General features: G+C 70.1%; 11 protein-coding genes. 3 read left to right on the top strand and 8 right to left on the bottom strand.

The genetic code is table 11. The features are described 5' to 3' along the window. Positions 1-149 precede the first annotated feature (149 nt). Positions 150-1,916, bottom strand: coding sequence for a proteasome ATPase (arc, locus tag ACIQD7_RS23610; RefSeq protein WP_121828662.1), 1,767 nt, complete (start codon positions 1,914-1,916; stop codon positions 150-152). A 240-nt stretch (positions 1,917-2,156) separates the two neighbouring features. Between arc and ACIQD7_RS23605 the strand changes: the two genes are divergently transcribed. Continuing rightward, positions 2,157-2,468, top strand: a complete 312-nt coding sequence (locus ACIQD7_RS23605) for a ferredoxin (protein WP_053640233.1) — start codon at positions 2,157-2,159, stop codon at positions 2,466-2,468. 4 nt (positions 2,469-2,472) lie between these two features. On the opposite strand, the gene ACIQD7_RS23600 is transcribed toward ACIQD7_RS23605, so the two are convergent. The 3 genes from ACIQD7_RS23600 to ACIQD7_RS23590 all read right to left on the bottom strand — a co-directional run bounded on the left by ACIQD7_RS23600 (position 2,473) and on the right by ACIQD7_RS23590 (position 5,335). Beyond that, positions 2,473-3,051, bottom strand: a complete 579-nt coding sequence (locus ACIQD7_RS23600) for a hypothetical protein (protein WP_121828661.1) — start codon at positions 3,049-3,051, stop codon at positions 2,473-2,475. A 244-nt stretch (positions 3,052-3,295) separates the two neighbouring features. Then, a complete protein-coding gene (locus ACIQD7_RS23595; protein ID WP_383367191.1) occupies positions 3,296-4,183 on the bottom strand; it encodes a tRNA (adenine-N1)-methyltransferase in 888 nt (295 codons plus the stop codon). An 18-nt stretch (positions 4,184-4,201) separates the two neighbouring features. After that, entirely contained in the window at positions 4,202-5,335 is a 1,134-nt protein-coding gene (locus ACIQD7_RS23590) for a site-2 protease family protein (RefSeq protein WP_402444206.1), read from the bottom strand. 354 nt (positions 5,336-5,689) lie between these two features. On the opposite strand from ACIQD7_RS23590, the gene ACIQD7_RS23585 reads away from it, so the two are divergent. Beyond that, positions 5,690-6,580 carry a RecB family exonuclease gene (locus tag ACIQD7_RS23585; protein ID WP_402444204.1) on the top strand — a complete coding sequence of 297 codons (891 nt, stop codon included), beginning with the start codon at positions 5,690-5,692 and terminating at the stop codon, positions 6,578-6,580. An 86-nt stretch (positions 6,581-6,666) separates the two neighbouring features. Continuing rightward, a complete protein-coding gene (locus ACIQD7_RS23580; RefSeq protein WP_390756538.1) occupies positions 6,667-7,341 on the top strand; it encodes a response regulator in 675 nt (224 codons plus the stop codon). 110 nt (positions 7,342-7,451) lie between these two features. Here the strand turns inward: ACIQD7_RS23580 and ACIQD7_RS23575 are convergent, their stop codons facing one another. The 4 genes from ACIQD7_RS23575 to metH all read right to left on the bottom strand — a co-directional run bounded on the left by ACIQD7_RS23575 (position 7,452) and on the right by metH (position 15,524). Further along, on the bottom strand, positions 7,452-9,035 hold the full coding sequence (locus tag ACIQD7_RS23575) for an ABC transporter substrate-binding protein (RefSeq protein WP_402444012.1): 1,584 nt from the start codon (positions 9,033-9,035) through the stop codon (positions 7,452-7,454). A gap of 65 nt (positions 9,036-9,100) precedes the next feature. Next, positions 9,101-10,690 (bottom strand): ABC transporter substrate-binding protein, encoded by a 1,590-nt coding sequence (locus ACIQD7_RS23570; RefSeq protein ID WP_161372155.1) that lies wholly within the window; start codon positions 10,688-10,690, stop codon positions 9,101-9,103. Between the two features lie 442 nt (positions 10,691-11,132). Further along, positions 11,133-11,831 (bottom strand): HAD family phosphatase, encoded by a 699-nt coding sequence (locus ACIQD7_RS23565; protein ID WP_121828655.1) that lies wholly within the window; start codon positions 11,829-11,831, stop codon positions 11,133-11,135. A 147-nt stretch (positions 11,832-11,978) separates the two neighbouring features. Continuing rightward, positions 11,979-15,524: a methionine synthase gene (gene metH / locus ACIQD7_RS23560; protein WP_402444010.1), complete on the bottom strand. Its 3,546-nt coding sequence runs from the start codon at positions 15,522-15,524 to the stop codon at positions 11,979-11,981. Positions 15,525-15,759: the final 235 nt, after the last annotated feature.

Below are 15,759 nucleotides of genomic sequence, written 5' to 3'. Positions count from 1 at the left end.
GCGACTCGGCGGTACCGAAGAGCCTAGATCGGCTCCGCGCTGGTGGGGAGATCGTTGCGCTATTTCCCTGTGATGCCGGGGGAAATGCTGGATGGAATGCGTCGGCTGCGGATGCCCGGGTTTCCGGACATCCGCAGCCGGTGGGCGTTTTACAGGTACTGACCGGTATTGGCCACCGTGTCGATGGAGCGTCCGGTGTCCGCGCCCTGCTTTCCGGTGACGAGCGTGCGGATGAACACGATCCGCTCGCCCTTCTTTCCGGAGATGCGGGCCCAGTCGTCGGGGTTGGTGGTGTTGGGCAGGTCCTCGTTCTCCTTGAACTCGTCCACGCAGGCCTGGAGGAGGTGGGAGACCCGGATGCCCTTCTGGTTGTGGTCGAGGAAGGCCTTGATGGCCATCTTCTTGGCCCGGTCGACGATGTTCTGGATCATCGCGCCGGAGTTGAAGTCCTTGAAGTACAGGACTTCCTTGTCGCCGTTGGCGTACGTGACTTCGAGGAAGCGGTTCTCCTCGGACTCCGCGTACATCTGCTCGACGACGGACTGGATCATTCCGTGGGCGGCGGCGGCCTTCGAGCCGGCGTGCTCGGAGACGTCGTCCTCGTGCAGCGGCAGGTTGCCCGTGAGGTACTTCGCGAAGATGTCCTTCGCCGCCTCCGCGTCCGGACGCTCGATCTTGATCTTGACGTCGAGCCGGCCGGGCCGCAGGATCGCGGGGTCGATCATGTCCTCGCGGTTGGAGGCGCCGATGACGATGACGTTCTCCAGGCCCTCCACGCCGTCGATCTCGGCGAGCAGCTGCGGGACGATGGTGTTCTCCACGTCCGAGCTGACACCGGATCCGCGGGTGCGGAAGAGGGATTCCATCTCGTCGAAGAAGACGATGACGGGGGTGCCCTCGCTCGCCTTCTCCCGGGCACGCTGGAAGACGAGGCGGATGTGCCGCTCGGTCTCGCCGACGTACTTGTTGAGGAGCTCGGGGCCCTTGATGTTGAGGAAGTAGGACTTCCCCGCGGGCTGGCCGGTCACCTCGGCGACCTTCTTGGCCAGGGAGTTGGCCACGGCCTTCGCGATCAGCGTCTTGCCGCAGCCGGGCGGGCCGTAGAGCAGGATGCCCTTCGGCGGACGCAGTTCGTGCTCCTTGAAGAGGTCCGGGTAGAGGTACGGGAGCTCGACCGCGTCGCGGATCAGTTCGATCTGGTTGCCCAGGCCGCCGATCTTCTCGTAGTCGACGTCCGGGACCTCTTCGAGGACGAGCTCTTCGACCTCGCTCTTGGGGACCACCTCGTAGACGTAGCCGGAGCGGGGGTCGAGCAGCAGGGCGTCGCCGGAGCGGATGGTGACGTCCAGCAGGGGCTCGGCGAGCCTGACCACCCTCTCCTCGTCCGTGTGCCCGACCACCAGGGCGCGCTCGCCGTCCTCGAGGATCTCCTTGAGGGTGACGATGTCGCCGGCGCGCTCGAATTCCATGGCCTCGACCACGTTGAGCGCTTCGTTGAGCATGACTTCCTGGCCGCGCCGGAGCTCTTCGAGCTCGATGCTCGGGCTGACGTTCACCCGGAGCTTCCGGCCGCCGGTGAAGATGTCGCACGTGCCGTCCTCATTGGCCTGCAGGAAGACACCGAAGCCGGCCGGCGGCTGTGCGAGCCGGTCGACCTCCTCCTTGAGGGCCACGATCTGGTCGCGGGCCTCACGGAGCGTGTTCGCCAGACGTTCGTTCTGCGCGGACACGCCGGCCAGGTTGGTCTGCAGCTCGACGATCCGCTCTTCGAGAATCCTCGTATGGCGCGGAGAGTCGGCGAGCTTGCGGCGCAGGACGGCGATTTCCTGCTCGAGATAGGCAACCTGACCGGCGGGGTCCTCAGACCCTCGCCCCGGCCGGATGCCGCGGTTGATGTCGTCGTCGTGGGCTGCCACGGTCCTCACCTCCTCCAAGGGGAGCTGGACGCTTCCTGACCCTACCTGCGTGGGTGGTGATTGAAACCCCTAGATCAAAAAGACTCCGGGGTGTGTCCGATCTTCACCCTTGCGCTTCCCCTCTCGCCAGGGGAATACCCACCCTTCACCGTCTGAAAGCGGGCGGTTGTATCGTCGTCATTGGCCAACACCCGCCAAGGGTGGCCCGACTTATCGCGCGAAGCAGAAACGGCAGGAGACATGACCGTGCAGGACGAGGCCCCGGCGACGGGCGCCGGCGAGGCGCTGGAGGTCTGGATCGACCAGGACCTGTGCACCGGGGACGGGATCTGCGCGCAGTACGCTCCGGAGGTCTTCGAGCTGGACATCGACGGGCTCGCTTATGTGAAGAGCGCCGACGACGAGCTCCTCCAGGACACCGGCGCCACCACCCCGGTGCCGCTGCCGCTGCTCCAGGACGTGGTGGACTCCGCGAAGGAGTGCCCGGGCGACTGCATCCACGTGCGCCGGGTCGCGGACAAGGTCGAGGTGTACGGCCCCGACGCGGAGTGACGGGTCAGGCGCTCCGCGCCTCCTCCTGGCCGGCGCGGACGAAGGCTCCGCCCCGCCAGCGCCAGCTGACCTGCTCCTTCTCGTCCGGGCAGCAGCGGGGCACGTCGAGGGACGAGTAGCCGAGGAGGGTGGCGAGGACCGCCCCGTCGCGTACGGCGAGCTCGGTGACGCTCCGGTGCTGGTCGGGTGCGACGAGCGTGGCCACCACGCGCGCGGGCGCGTCCGCGCCCCTGCCGCGGGTGAGGACGTAGACGCCGCTCGGCGGGGTGCCGGAGCCGGCTTCGCAGTGCACGACCGCAACGGTCTCGGGGTTCCCGTCGCCGTCGAGGTCCCCCGAGACCCGCTTGGCGACCGTACGGGGGCCTCCCCCGCACTCCAGGGGATAGGCGGCCGCAGCGGCCTCGGGGGCGGGTGCCGGGCGGGGTGCGGCGGTCGCCGTGGCGGTGGTTCCGGCGGGGCCGGGCTGGAGGAGTCCCGCGAGGGCGACGACCGCGGCGGTCGCGGTGGCGGTGGCCAGCCAGTGCATCGGCCCGGCGTGGGTGTGCGCGAGGTCGGTGAGGTCCGGGGCGGCGGGCAGCTGCACGCGAGACGTCTCCTGTGGGGTGGTGCGGCGAGGGTTTCCGGCATCGTGCCACACGTCACAGGGGGACGGAACACGTGGGGTGAGCGCCGGGCGGGCGTCTCCCGGCGGCCCCGCACCGTTTCCCGGGAGCCGCGGGCCGTTCCCGGCGGGTTCGAACGTCTCGAACGTCTCGAACATGAGGACGCCGCCGCCGAGTTCCGCCCGGGGGGGAACTCGGCGGCGGCGTGCCGCGGGTGTGGGGACGTCAGCCCTTGTTGGGGCCTTCGTAGTCCTCGCCGTAGGCGCCCTTGGCGGGGCGGCGGCGGCGCATCGGGGGCTCGACCCCGTCCGCGAGGCGGCGGGCGGTGACGAGGAAGCCGGTGTGGCCGATCATGCGGTGATCGGGGCGGACGGCGAGGCCCTCGACGTGCCAGTTGCGGATCATGGATTCCCAGGGCTGCGGCTCGGCGTAGCAGCCGAACTCGCGGATGGACTCCACGGTGCGGGCGAGCTGGGTGGTGGTCGCCACGTAGCAGCAGAGGATGCCGCCGGGGACGAGGGCCTTGGAGACGGCCTCCAGGCACTCCCAGGGGGCGAGCATGTCCAGGATCACGCGGTCGACGTCGGTGTCGGACAGGTTGTCCTGGAGGTCGCCGACGGTCAGCTGCCACGCGGGGTGGGAGCCGCCGAAGTAGCGCTCGACGTTGCCCTTGGCGATCTCGGCGAAGTCCTCGCGGCGCTCGTAGGAGTGCAGCATCCCGCTGTCTCCGATGGCGCGCAGGAGGAAGCTGCTCAGCGATCCCGAGCCCACCCCGGCTTCCACGACGCGTGCGCCGGGGAAGATGTCGGCGAAGGCCAGGATCTGCCCCGCGTCCTTGGGGTAGACCACGGCGGCGCCGCGGGGCATGGACAGGACGTAGTCGGGGAGCAGGGGGCGCAGCGCGAGGTAGGCGACGTTTCCGGTGGTGCGGACAACGCTGCCCTCGGGGGCGCCGATCAGTTCGTCGTGCGGGAAAGAACCCTTGTGGGTGTGGAAGTTCTTTCCCTCTTCGAGCGTGAACGTGTAGTGACGGCCCTTGGGGTCGGTCAGCTGAACCTGGTCCCCGACCTTGAAGGGCCCGCGTCGGCGGGCGGCACCGGTCGGTTCGGACATACGAGCAGGATACCGGGGTTACGAACCGGGTCGTGCCATGGCCCTGACGAAGGCCCGTTCGACGTCCGCGGTGGACAGGACGCCGTAGATCTCGCCGGTCTCCTCGACGACCAGGTACTCGGTGGCGGGGCTGGCGCGGAGGTGGTCGAGGAGGGGCTGTCCGGTGAGTTCGGCCGGGACCCTCATGCCGTCGGCGAGGTCCTGGGAGAGGGTGCTGACGGCGACCCAGGGGCGCCGGTGCTGGGGTACGGCGGCGATGGCGGCCTCGCGGACGATGCCGGTGGGCTCGCCGGCGGCGTCGACGACCACGAGGGCGCGGGCGCCCGCCTCGTTGGCGCGGCGCAGGGCCTCGGAGAGCGGGGTGACGGGCTCCACGGGGATGGCGCGCCGGGTGAGGGAGCGGGCGCCGAGCTCGGGGAGATGTTCGCGCAGCCGGGCCATGCGGAGGCTGTTGCCGGCGCCGGTCCAGATGATCGCGGCGAGGATCGCGGCGAGCAGGGCGTCGGTGACGGTGTCGAAGCCGCTGATGTCCTCGGTGGAGTTGCCGAGGAGTCCGGTGCGGGTCAGCAGGGGCAGGCCGACGAGGACGAGGACGGCGAGGGCGCGGCCGACCCAGGCGGCGGCGACGGTGCCGCTCATGGGCTTGCCGGTGATCTTCCAGATGACGGCGCGGAGCATCCGGCCGCCGTCGAGCGGGAGGCCGGGGAGCAGGTTGAAGACGGCGACGATCAGGTTGGAGATCATCAGGCCGGCGAGGAGGACGCCGGGGACGGTGCCGGGTTCGACGGCGTACAGGGAGAGGTAGAACAGGCCGGCGAGGACGAGGGAGAGGAGGGGGCCGACGAAGGCGAGGACGAACTCGCGGCCGGGGGTCTCGCTCTCCTTCTCGATCTCGGAGACGCCGCCGAAGAACTGGAGCTGGATGCGGCGCACGGGCAGCTTGAAGCGGAGCGCGGCGATCGTGTGGGCCAGCTCGTGGACGAGCACGGAGGCGTAGAAGGCGACCGCGAAGAAGAGGGAGACGAGGTAGCGGGCGGCGCCGAGGTCGGGCAGGACGCGTTCGATCTGGTCGCCGAAGACCCAGGTGATGAGGGCGGCGACCAGGAACCAGCTGGGGGCGACGTAGACGGGCACGCCGAAGGGCCGGCCCATGAGGATTCCTCCGCCGGGTTCCTCGGTCCGCTGCGGCTTGGGCTCGTCCTGGTTCACGGGTTCCTTTCGTCGCGCCGGTGTGACCCGCGTCGGTGCGTCACGGTTCGATCATGCAGTGCGACGGGGTCCCGGGTCGATGGTATGCGTCCGGTTGTCGGTGGCGGGTCGTAGGGTCGGGGTCATGAGTACGAGCGAGCGGGTGCCGGTGGAGCCCGGGGGCGTCTTGTCGATCGGGCCGGATCAGGGAGCGGGGTCCGGTGCCGTGCATCGCAAGGCGGAGGAGGGAGGCATGACGGAGTCATGGCGAGTGACGACAACGCGGCGAGGTGCGGTGCCGGACCCCGCGAGCCCGGCATGATCGGCGAGACGCCCCCCAGGGCACCCATGTCGTTGTCGCCTTCGCGGGCGAGCGATTTCATGCAGTGTCCGCTGCTGTACCGGTTCCGGGTGATCGACCGGCTGCCGGAGAAGCCGAGTGAGGCGGCGACCCGGGGCACGCTGGTGCACGCGGTGCTCGAGCGGCTCTTCGACGATCCGGCGGCGGAGCGGACGGCGCCGCGGGCGAAGGCGATGGTGCCGGGGCAGTGGGAGCGGCTGCTGGCGTCGAAGCCGGAGCTGGGCGAGCTGTTCGCGGAGGATCCGGAGGGGGAGCGGCTCGCGGGCTGGCTGGGCGAGGCGGAGCGGCTGGTCGAGCGGTGGTTCACGCTGGAGGACCCGACGCGGCTGGAGCCGGCCGAGCGCGAGCTGTTCGTGGAGACGGAGCTGGATTCGGGGCTGCGGCTGCGCGGGGTGATCGACCGGATCGACGTGGCCCCCTCGGGCGACGTGCGGATCGTCGACTACAAGACGGGCAAGGCGCCCCGACCGGAGTACCGGGACGGCGCGCTGTTCCAGATGACCTTCTACGCCCTGGTGGTCCGGCGGCTGAAGGGGGTGGTCCCGAGGCGGCTCCAGCTGGTGTACCTGGGCAGCGGGGAGGTGCTGACGTACGACCCGGTGGAGGCGGACCTGCTGCGGGTGGAGCGGAAGCTGCTCGCGCTGTGGGAGGCGATCCGGCTGGCGACGGAGACGGGCGACTGGCGGCCCCGGCCGACGAAGCTGTGCGGCTGGTGCGACCACCGGGCGGTCTGTCCGGAGTTCGGCGGGACTCCCCCGGTCTATCCGCTGGAGATCGTTTCGGTGCGGCCGCCGGAGTCCGGCGGATCGGGGCAGGGCAGAATGGACCCGGCCCCGCCCGCGCCGTAGGGGGGCCGCCCGCACCGCGGGGGCCGGGCCCGTTCCGCGGGGCCGGTCAGTGAACCCCGTGGGTCCAGCCCCGTGAAGGAGCCCCTGTGACGATCCGCGTCCTCCTGGTCGACGATCAGCCGCTGCTGCGCACCGGCTTCCGGATGATTCTGGAGGCGGAGCAGGACATCGCGGTGGTGGGTGAGGCCGGGGACGGTCTCCAGGCGCAGGAGCAGGTGCGCGCCCTCCAGCCGGACGTGGTGCTCATGGACATCCGGATGCCGCGGATGGACGGGGTGGAGGCGACCCGGCAGATCACGGGTCCGGGCCGGGACGGTCCGGCGAAGGTCCTGGTCCTGACCACCTTCGACCTGGACGAGTACGTGGTGGAGGCGCTGCGGGCCGGTGCGAGCGGCTTCCTCCTGAAGGACGCCCCGGCGAACGAGCTGGTGCAGGCGATCCGGGTGGTGGCGGCGGGCGAGGCGATGCTGGCGCCGTCGATCACGCGCCGGCTGCTCGACAAGTACTCGGCCCATCTGCCGACGGGCGAGGAGCAGGTGCCGGACACGCTGAACACCTTGACCGACCGCGAGGTGGAGGTGCTGAAGCTGGTGGCGCGGGGGCTGTCGAATGCGGAGATCGCGGCGGACCTGTTCGTCAGCGAGACGACGGTGAAGACCCATGTGGGGCACGTGCTGACGAAGCTGCGGCTGCGGGACCGGGTGCAGGCGGCGGTGTACGCGTACGAGAGCGGTCTGGTGCGGCCCGGCGGCAATCAGTAGCGGAAGGACCAGGAGCGGAAGAAGGACGACAGAGGGGCCCGGCGCGGGATGCGCCGGGCCCCTCTCGTCGTGGGGGATACGTTTCTCCGCCAGTCGCCGTCAGCCTGCGGTCAGCTCTTGCGGAGCTCCCAGAAGCGGAAGACGGTCGAGGCGTCGAGGGTCCATTCGAGGCCGGTGACGCCCGTGCGGGCGACGGCGTACTGCTTGCCCTGCCAGAGCGGCAGCAGGGGCAGTTCCTCGGCGACGATGTTCTGGAGCTTCACGTACTCGTCGGTGGTGCCGGCGCGGTCGGCCGCGGCGGCCGTCTTCGGGAGGAGGCCGCCGGTGATGGTGGCGTTCTCGTAGTGGTTGCCGAGGACGTTGCCCTCGCCGAAGAAGGGGGCGGTGAAGTTGTCGGCGTCGGGGTAGTCGGGGACCCAGCCCTTGACGTAGACGCCGTACTTGCCGGCCGCCATGTCCTTCTCGTACTGGTCGAAGGCGACGGACTTGACGTCGGCCTCGAAGAGGCCGCTGGCGTTGAGCTGGCCGGCGATGGCCTTGAGCTCCTGGTCGGTGGCCGGGCCGTAGCGGCTGGGGGTGGACCAGAGGGTGAGCTTCACCTTGTCGTTGACGCCGGCCGCGCGCAGGGCCTTCTTGGCCTTGGCGGCGTCGGGGGCGCCGTAGGTGTCGTAGAAGGCGGTGTTGTGGCCGTTGATGCCGGCCGGGACGATCGAGTAGAGCGGGGTGGCCGTCGACTTGTAGACGTCCTCGACGAGCGCCTCGCGGTCGACGAGGTGGGCGATGGCCTGCCGGACGCCGAGCTTGCCGACGACCGGGTCCTTCATGTTGAAGACGAGGTGCTGGACCTCGGCGCTGCTGCCCTGGACGACGTCGATGCCCCGGTCGTCGGTGGTCTCGGAGGTTTCGAGGGCGGCGATGTCGTCGGCGGAGAGGCCTCGGTAGGCCACGTCGATCTGGTCGTCGGCGAGGGCCTTGGCGAGGGCGGCGCGGTCGCCCCGGTAGAGCTTGAGGGTGACCGCGTCGCTCTTGCGCTTGGCGGTGCCGTGGTAGCCGGAGTTGGCGGAGAAGGTGGCCTCGGTCTCGCTGAGGGAGTCCAGCTTGTACGGGCCGGAGCCGGTGGCCTTGCCGTCGGTGCGCAGCGCGTCGGCGGGGTACTCGCGGTGGTCGACGATGGAGCCGGCGCCGGAGGCGATCTTGCTGGGGAAGGTGGCGTCGGGCACCTTGAGGCGGAAGACGACGGTCTTCTCGTCGGGGGTCTCGATGCTCTGGATGCTGGAGAGCAGGGGGGCCGGGCCGTTCGGGTCGGCGATCTTGATGGCCCGCTCGAAGGAGTACTTGACGTCCTCCGAGGTGAGCTTGTTGCCGTTGGAGAAGGTGAGGCCGTCGCGCAGGGTGCAGGTGTAGACCTTGCTGCCGGCGGAGAAGGCGCACTCCTCGGCGGCCTCGGGCTCGGGTTCGAGGCCGCCCTTGGGGAAGGCGAGGAGGGACTGGAAGACGTTGTTGAACAGCAGCCAGGAGCCGGGGTCGTAGCCGGCCGCCGGGTCGGTGGCGAGGATCTCGTCGGACATGCCGACGCGTATGCCGTCACCGGAACCGCCGGAGCCGCCGCCCTGTTCGGTGCCGCAGCCGCTGAGGAGGGCGGCGGACAGGCCGGCGGCGAGCGGGGCCGTCAGCCACTTGTTGTGTGCCTTCACAGTCGTGCCTCTTGATCTCTTGCCATGACCGGCCGCGCGGGCGCGCGGCCGGGACAACGAAGGGGTCAGGCGGTGCCGCGACCCAGTTCCCAGAGCAGCAGGTCGGAGGAGGTGTTGAGCGCGTACTCGACTCCGCTGAGGTCGTTGCGGGCGGCAACGTACTGCTTGCCCTGCCACAGGGGCAGGACGGGGACGTCCTCGGCGACGATCTTCTGGATCTGCGCGTAGACGGGGGCCGCGGCGGTGCGGTCGGCCTGGCGGCGCGAGCGCGGGATGAGCTGGTCGCGGACGACCTTGTTCACGTACGGGGTGTTGAGGAAGTTGTCGCTGTCCAGGAAGGGCGCGATGTAGTTGTCCGGGTCCGGGTAGTCGGGGAACCAGCCGAGACCGTAGACGGCGTAGTCGCCGCGCTTCTGGGCGGTGCGGAAGGTGGACCACTCGGCGCCCTTGACGGTGACGTCGAAGAGTTCGCTGGCGGTGAGCTGCTTGCCGAGCGCCTCGAACTCCTGGGCGGTCTCGGCGCCGTAGTGGTCGGTGGTGTAGTTCAGGGTGACCTTGACCGGGGTCTTGATGCCGGCCTTCTTGAGGATCTGGGCGGCCCGGTCGGCGTCGGGCTCGCCGTACGCGTCGAAGAAGGGGGTGGCGTGGCCGGTGATGCTGGAGGGGATCAGCGAGTAGAGCGGCTGGGCGGTGGGGCCGTAGACGAGGTTGACCAGGGCGCCCCGGTCGACGACGGCGGCCATCGCCTGGCGCACGGCCTTCTGCTCGACGGAGGGGGCCTTGGTGTTGAAGCCGAGGTAGCGGATCTCCAGGCCGGGGACCTCGACCATCTTGAGGCCCTCCTTGGGCTTCTCGGTGAGGTCCTTGATCTGCTTCTGCGACAGGGAGCGGGCCATCATGTCGATGTCGTCGCTCTCCAGGGCCTTGCCCATGGCGGTCGAGTCGGCGAAGGGGCGCAGTTCGACCTTGTCGTTGCGCGTGGTGATGTCGCCCTTGTAGTGCGGGTTCTTGGTGAAGACGAAGCGGTCGACCTTGTCGCCGTCGCGCTCGACCTTCATGGTGTACGGGCCCGAGCCGTCGACGTCGAAGCCGTCGCGGAGGGCGTCGACGGCGTACTTGTCCTTGCTGAGGATGCCGGCGACCGGGGTGGAGAGCTTGTACGGAAAGGTGGCGTCGGGGGTCTTGAGGTGGAAGACGATCCCGTCGGTGCCCTGGGTCTCGACGGTGTCGATGTTCGCGAGGAGGGCGGCCGTTCCGTTGTCCGACTTGATCTTCAGGACGCGCTCGATGGAGTACTTGACGTCCTCGGCGGTGATGGGGGTGCCGTCGGCGAAGGTGAGGCCGGAGCGGAGCGTGCAGCGGTAGCTCTCGCTGGCCTTGTCGGAGAAGGAGCAGTTCTCGGCCGCCTCGGGGACGGGCTCGCCGCCCTCCCGGGGCACGTGCAGCAGGGTCTGGACGGTCTGCCGCAGGACGTTCCAGGCGCCGGTGTCGTAGGCGTAGGCCGGGTCGAGCGGGGCGGGGGCGTCCTCGGTGGCGATGAACTGGTCCGTGGTGCCGACCACGATGGCCCGGTCGCCCTCGGATCCGCCGCAGGCGGCGAGCAGGGGGGCGAGCAGGCCGGCCACGGCCGGGAGCACCAGGGTCTTGCGGTTCATCGGGGACGATCTCCTCATCCGGCACTGGATTGCAGCGGTCTGTGACACTCCGCCGCCTGCCGCCCGGTCGGGGCGGGAGCGATCGGGCCGGGTGTTGCGATCGGTCCTGTGTTCACGGCGACTTGGGTGTGCGCCGGTGTACGCGGTTATGCGGCGAAGTACTCGCGAAAGATTAGTGGGCCGCGCCCCTATTGCCGGACCACCTCCGGGGGCGGGGGTAATCGCACAGTGATCATGAATGCGGGGGGTTCGATAGTCATGCGTCGGACGATGCGGACGGGCACGAGCGAATCGGGGCACATGGGGACGCCGAAACCGCGCATTCCGGGCCCCGGACGACGACAGGCCACCTGCCGTCCGGCACTCTGGGTGACCAACGTCACGCGGAGCCCTTTTCGGCAAATGGCCTGATCGTTTTCCCGGGGGAAAGCTCAGTGAAAGCTCAGATTCCCGTGATCAATGTGCGGAGAAAGGGCACGTCGACCTCTTCGAGGGAGCGCACGACGACCCGGCCCGGCGAGGGCGCGATCGGGGTGACGGAGGGCACGGCGACGACCCGGCAGCCCGCCGCCTCCGCCGCCGCGACGCCGGTCGCCGTGTCCTCGACGACGGCGCAGAGCGCGGGGTCGGCCCCGACCCCCCGGGCGGCCGCCAGATAGGGCTCGGGGTGCGGCTTGGTCCGTGCGACCTCGTCGCCCGCGACGGTGAGGGAGAAGCGGTCGCGGCCGAGCGAGGCGAGGACCCGGTCGATGATCCGGCGGTGCGAGGCGGAGACCAGGGCGGTGGGGATGGAGTGCCGGGCCAGCTCGGCGAGGAGCCGTTCGGCGCCGGGCATGAGCGGGACGCCCCGCTCGATGCGCTGCTCGAACTTCTCGTTGAGGAGGACGGTCAGCTCGGGGAGGGTGATGTCGGCGCCGGTGGACTCGATGAGGTAGCCGGCGCTGCGGGTCATCGGCCCGCCGACCACCACGTCCCGCCAGGCCTCGTCGAGCCGGTGCCCGAGGTCGGCGAAGACCTCGACCTCCGCGTCCCACCAGAAGCCCTCCGTGTCGACGAGGGTCCCGTCCATGTCAAGGAAGACCGCCTGGAGGGCGGAGCTGCCGTTCGTACGGAACAGGGACGCGGGAACCGTACTGGTCATCCGGCACACCTCCAGGAAGGGACGAGAAGGCCGGTCTTCCTCGCCGTGCGGGAGGAGGACCGGCCTGCTGGACGGACAAGTGTACGTCCCGATCACCGGAAACGCGCCCTTTTACGCGCCGGGCGGCGACGCCGGGTCAGCTCGCGGTCACCGTGCGTTGAAGTACTTCGCCTCCGGGTGGTGGATGACGATGGCGTCGGTGGACTGCTCGGGGTGGAGCTGGAACTCCTCCGAGAGGTGCACGCCGATGCGCTCCGGCCGCAGCAGGTCCGCGATCTTCGCGCGGTCCTCCAGGTCGGGGCAGGCGCCGTAGCCGAGGGAGAAGCGGGCGCCGCGGTACTTCAGCGCGAACATGTCCTCGACGTCGGCCGGGTCCTCGCCGGCGAAGCCCAGCTCGGAGCGGACGCGGGCGTGCCAGTACTCGGCGAGGGCCTCGGCGAGCTGGACGGAGAGGCCGTGGAGCTCCAGGTAGTCGCGGTAGGAGTCGGACTCGAAGAGCTTGGCGGTGGCCTCGCCGATCCTCGATCCGACGGTGACGACCTGGAGGCCGACGACGTCGGTCTCGCCGGACTCCTCCGGGCGGAAGAAGTCCGCGAGGCAGAGGCGGCGGCCCCGGCGCTGGCGCGGGAAGGAGAAGCGGGTGCGCTCGTTGCCGTCCTCGTCGAGGATGATCAGGTCGTCGCCCTTGGAGACGCAGGGGAAGTAGCCGTGTACGACGGCCGCCTCCAGGAGGTTCTCGGTGTGGAGGCGCTCCAGCCAGCCGCGCAGCCGGGGCCGGCCCTCGCTCTCGACCAGTTCCTCGTACGCCGGTCCGTCGCTGGCCCGGTTCTGCTTGAGGCCCCACTGGCCCTTGAAGAGGGCGCCCTCGTCGAGCCAGGACGCGTAGTCCTTGAGCGGGATGCCCTTGACGACGCGGGTGCCCCAGAAGGGCGGGGTCGGGACCGGGTTGTCGACGGCGACGTCGGAGCGGCCGCCGGGCTCCGGCTCGTCGATCCGCAGGGCCTCGGCGTCCCGCTTGGGGACCCGGCGCTGCTTGAGTTCGGGGAGGGAGGCTCCCGGGACTCCGCGCTTGACGGCGATGAGGGCGTCCATGAGGCGCAGGCCCTCGAAGGCGTCGCGGGCGTAGCGGACCTCGCCCTGGTAGATCTCGTGGAGGTCCTGCTCGACGTAGGCCCGGGTGAGGGCGGCGCCGCCGAGGATCACGGGGTACTTGGCGGCCAGCTCGCGCTGGTTGAGCTCCTCCAGGTTCTCCTTCATGATCACGGTGGACTTCACCAGGAGACCGGACATGCCGATGACGTCGGCGTTGTGCTCCTCGGCGGCCTCCAGGATCGCGGAGACGGGCTGCTTGATGCCGATGTTGACGACGTTGTAGCCGTTGTTGGACAGGATGATGTCCACGAGGTTCTTGCCGATGTCGTGGACGTCGCCCCGGACGGTGGCGAGGACGATCGTGCCCTTGCCCTCGGCGTCGGACTTCTCCATGTGCGGCTCCAGGTGGGCCACCGCGGTCTTCATGACCTCGGCGGACTGGAGCACGAACGGCAGCTGCATCTGGCCGGAGCCGAACAGCTCGCCGACCACCTTCATCCCGTCGAGCAGGATGTCGTTGACGATCTCCAGGGCCGGACGGGCCGTCAGGGCCTCGTCGAGGTCGGCCTCCAGGCCGTTCTTCTCGCCGTCGATGATGCGCCGCTTGAGGCGCTCGTCCAGGGGCAGGGCGAGGAGTTCCTCGGTCTTGCCGGCCTTCATCGACTTGGTGGTGGCGCCCTCGAAGAGGGCCATCAGCTTCTGCAGCGGGTCGTAGCCCTCGGCGCGCCGGTCGTAGATCAGGTCGAGGGCGGTGGTGACCTGTTCGTCGTCGAAGCGGGCGATCGGCAGGATCTTGGACGCGTGCACGATCGCCGAGTCCAGGCCGGCCTTCACGCACTCGTCGAGGAAGACCGAGTTGAGCAGGATGCGGGCGGCCGGGTTGAGGCCGAAGGAGATGTTCGACAGGCCCAGGGTGGTCTGGACGTCGGGGTGGCGGCGCTTCAGTTCGCGGATCGCCTCGATGGTGGCGATGCCGTCCTTGCGGGACTCCTCCTGACCGGTGCAGATCGTGAAGGTCAGGGTGTCGATGAGGATGTCCGACTCGTGGATGCCCCAGTTGCCGGTCAGGTCGTCGATGAGGCGCTCGGCGATGGCGACCTTGTGCTCGGCGGTGCGGGCCTGGCCCTCCTCGTCGATGGTCAGCGCGATGAGGGCGGCGCCGTGCTCCTGGGCCAGACGGGTGACCTTGGCGAAGCGGGACTCGGGTCCGTCGCCGTCCTCGTAGTTGACCGAGTTGATGACGGCCCGGCCGCCGAGCTTCTCCAGGCCGGCCCGGATGACCTCCACCTCGGTGGAGTCGAGGACGATCGGGAGGGTGGAGGCGGTGGCGAAGCGGCCGGCCAGCTCCTCCATGTCCGCGACGCCGTCGCGGCCGACGTAGTCCACGCAGAGGTCGAGCATGTGCGCGCCCTCGCGGATCTGGTCGCGGGCCATCTCGACGCAGTCGTCCCAGCGGGCCTCCAGCATGGCCTCGCGGAACTTCTTGGAGCCGTTGGCGTTGGTCCGCTCGCCGATCGCCATGTAGGAGGTGTCCTGGCGGAACGGCACGGTCTGGTAGAGCGAGGCGGCGCCGGGCTCGGGGCGCGGTTCGCGGGCGCCGGGGCTGAGGTCCCGGACCCGCTCGACGACCTGGCGCAGGTGCTCCGGGGTCGTACCGCAGCAGCCGCCGATGAGGGAGAGGCCGTAGTCCCGGACGAAGGTCTCCTGGGCGTCGGCCAGCTCGGCCGGCGACAGGGGGTAGTGGGCGCCGTCGGAGGTCAGGACCGGCAGGCCCGCGTTGGGCATACAGGAGAGCGGGATGCGGGAGTGCCGGGCGAGGTAGCGCAGGTGCTCGCTCATCTCGGCGGGGCCGGTGGCGCAGTTCAGGCCGATCATGTCGATGCCGAGCGGCTCCAGGGCCGTCAGGGCGGCGCCGATCTCGGAGCCGAGGAGCATGGTGCCGGTGGTCTCGACGGTGACGGACACGATCAGCGGCACGTCGGCGCCCAGGGCCTCCAGGGCGCGGCGGGCGCCGATCACGGAGGCCTTGGTCTGGAGGAGGTCCTGGGTGGTCTCCACGAGCAGCGCGTCGGCGCCGCCGGTCAGGAGGCCCTCGGCGTTCTGCTGGTAGGCGTCGCGCAGCAGGGTGTACGGGGCGTGGCCCAGGGTCGGCAGCTTGGTGCCGGGGCCGACGGAGCCGAGGACCCAGCGCTGGCGGCCGGTGGAGGCGGTGAACTCGTCGGCCACCTCGCGGGCGATGCGGGCGCCCGCCTCGGAGAGCTCGTGGACGCGCTCGGGGATGTCGTACTCGCCCAGGGCGGCGTGGTTGGCGCCGAAGGTGTTGGTCTCGACGCAGTCGACGCCGGCGGAGAAGTACTCCCGGTGGACCGAACGGACGATGTCGGGCCGGGTGACGTTCAGGATCTCGTTGCAGCCTTCGAGGTTCTGGAAGTCCTCGAGGGTGGGGTCCTGGGCCTGGAGCATGGTGCCCATGGCTCCGTCGGCGACGACCACCCGGGTCGCGAGTGCCTCGCGGAGGGCGGCGGCGCGGTTCCGGGCGTCTCCGGAGGCGGGGGCGCTCTCTCCGGGGACGGAGGCGGAAGGGGACGGCAGCGGGGCCATGGGCGATCTCCCTGGGATGCGACGGCTGTCGGCTTTGCACGCTCGGTGGAGGGTGCACGGAGCCAGCGTAACCGCGCTCGGGCCGGGGTGGACACGGCGTCCCAGGGGGCGGACGGCATCCTGTGTCCGGGGACTCCCGGTCCTGCCCCTCCTTGACCGACACTGTGGGATGTGACGCAAGGTCGGCATCGACCGATAGTGTTCAGCATTGTCGAACAGCGTGAGAGGGATAGGG

Origin of the sequence: Streptomyces sp. NPDC093071 (genome assembly GCF_044754545.1) — a bacterium.
Lineage (GTDB): Bacteria > Actinomycetota > Actinomycetes > Streptomycetales > Streptomycetaceae > Streptomyces.
This window is presented reverse-complemented; position numbering and strand designations above follow the sequence as displayed.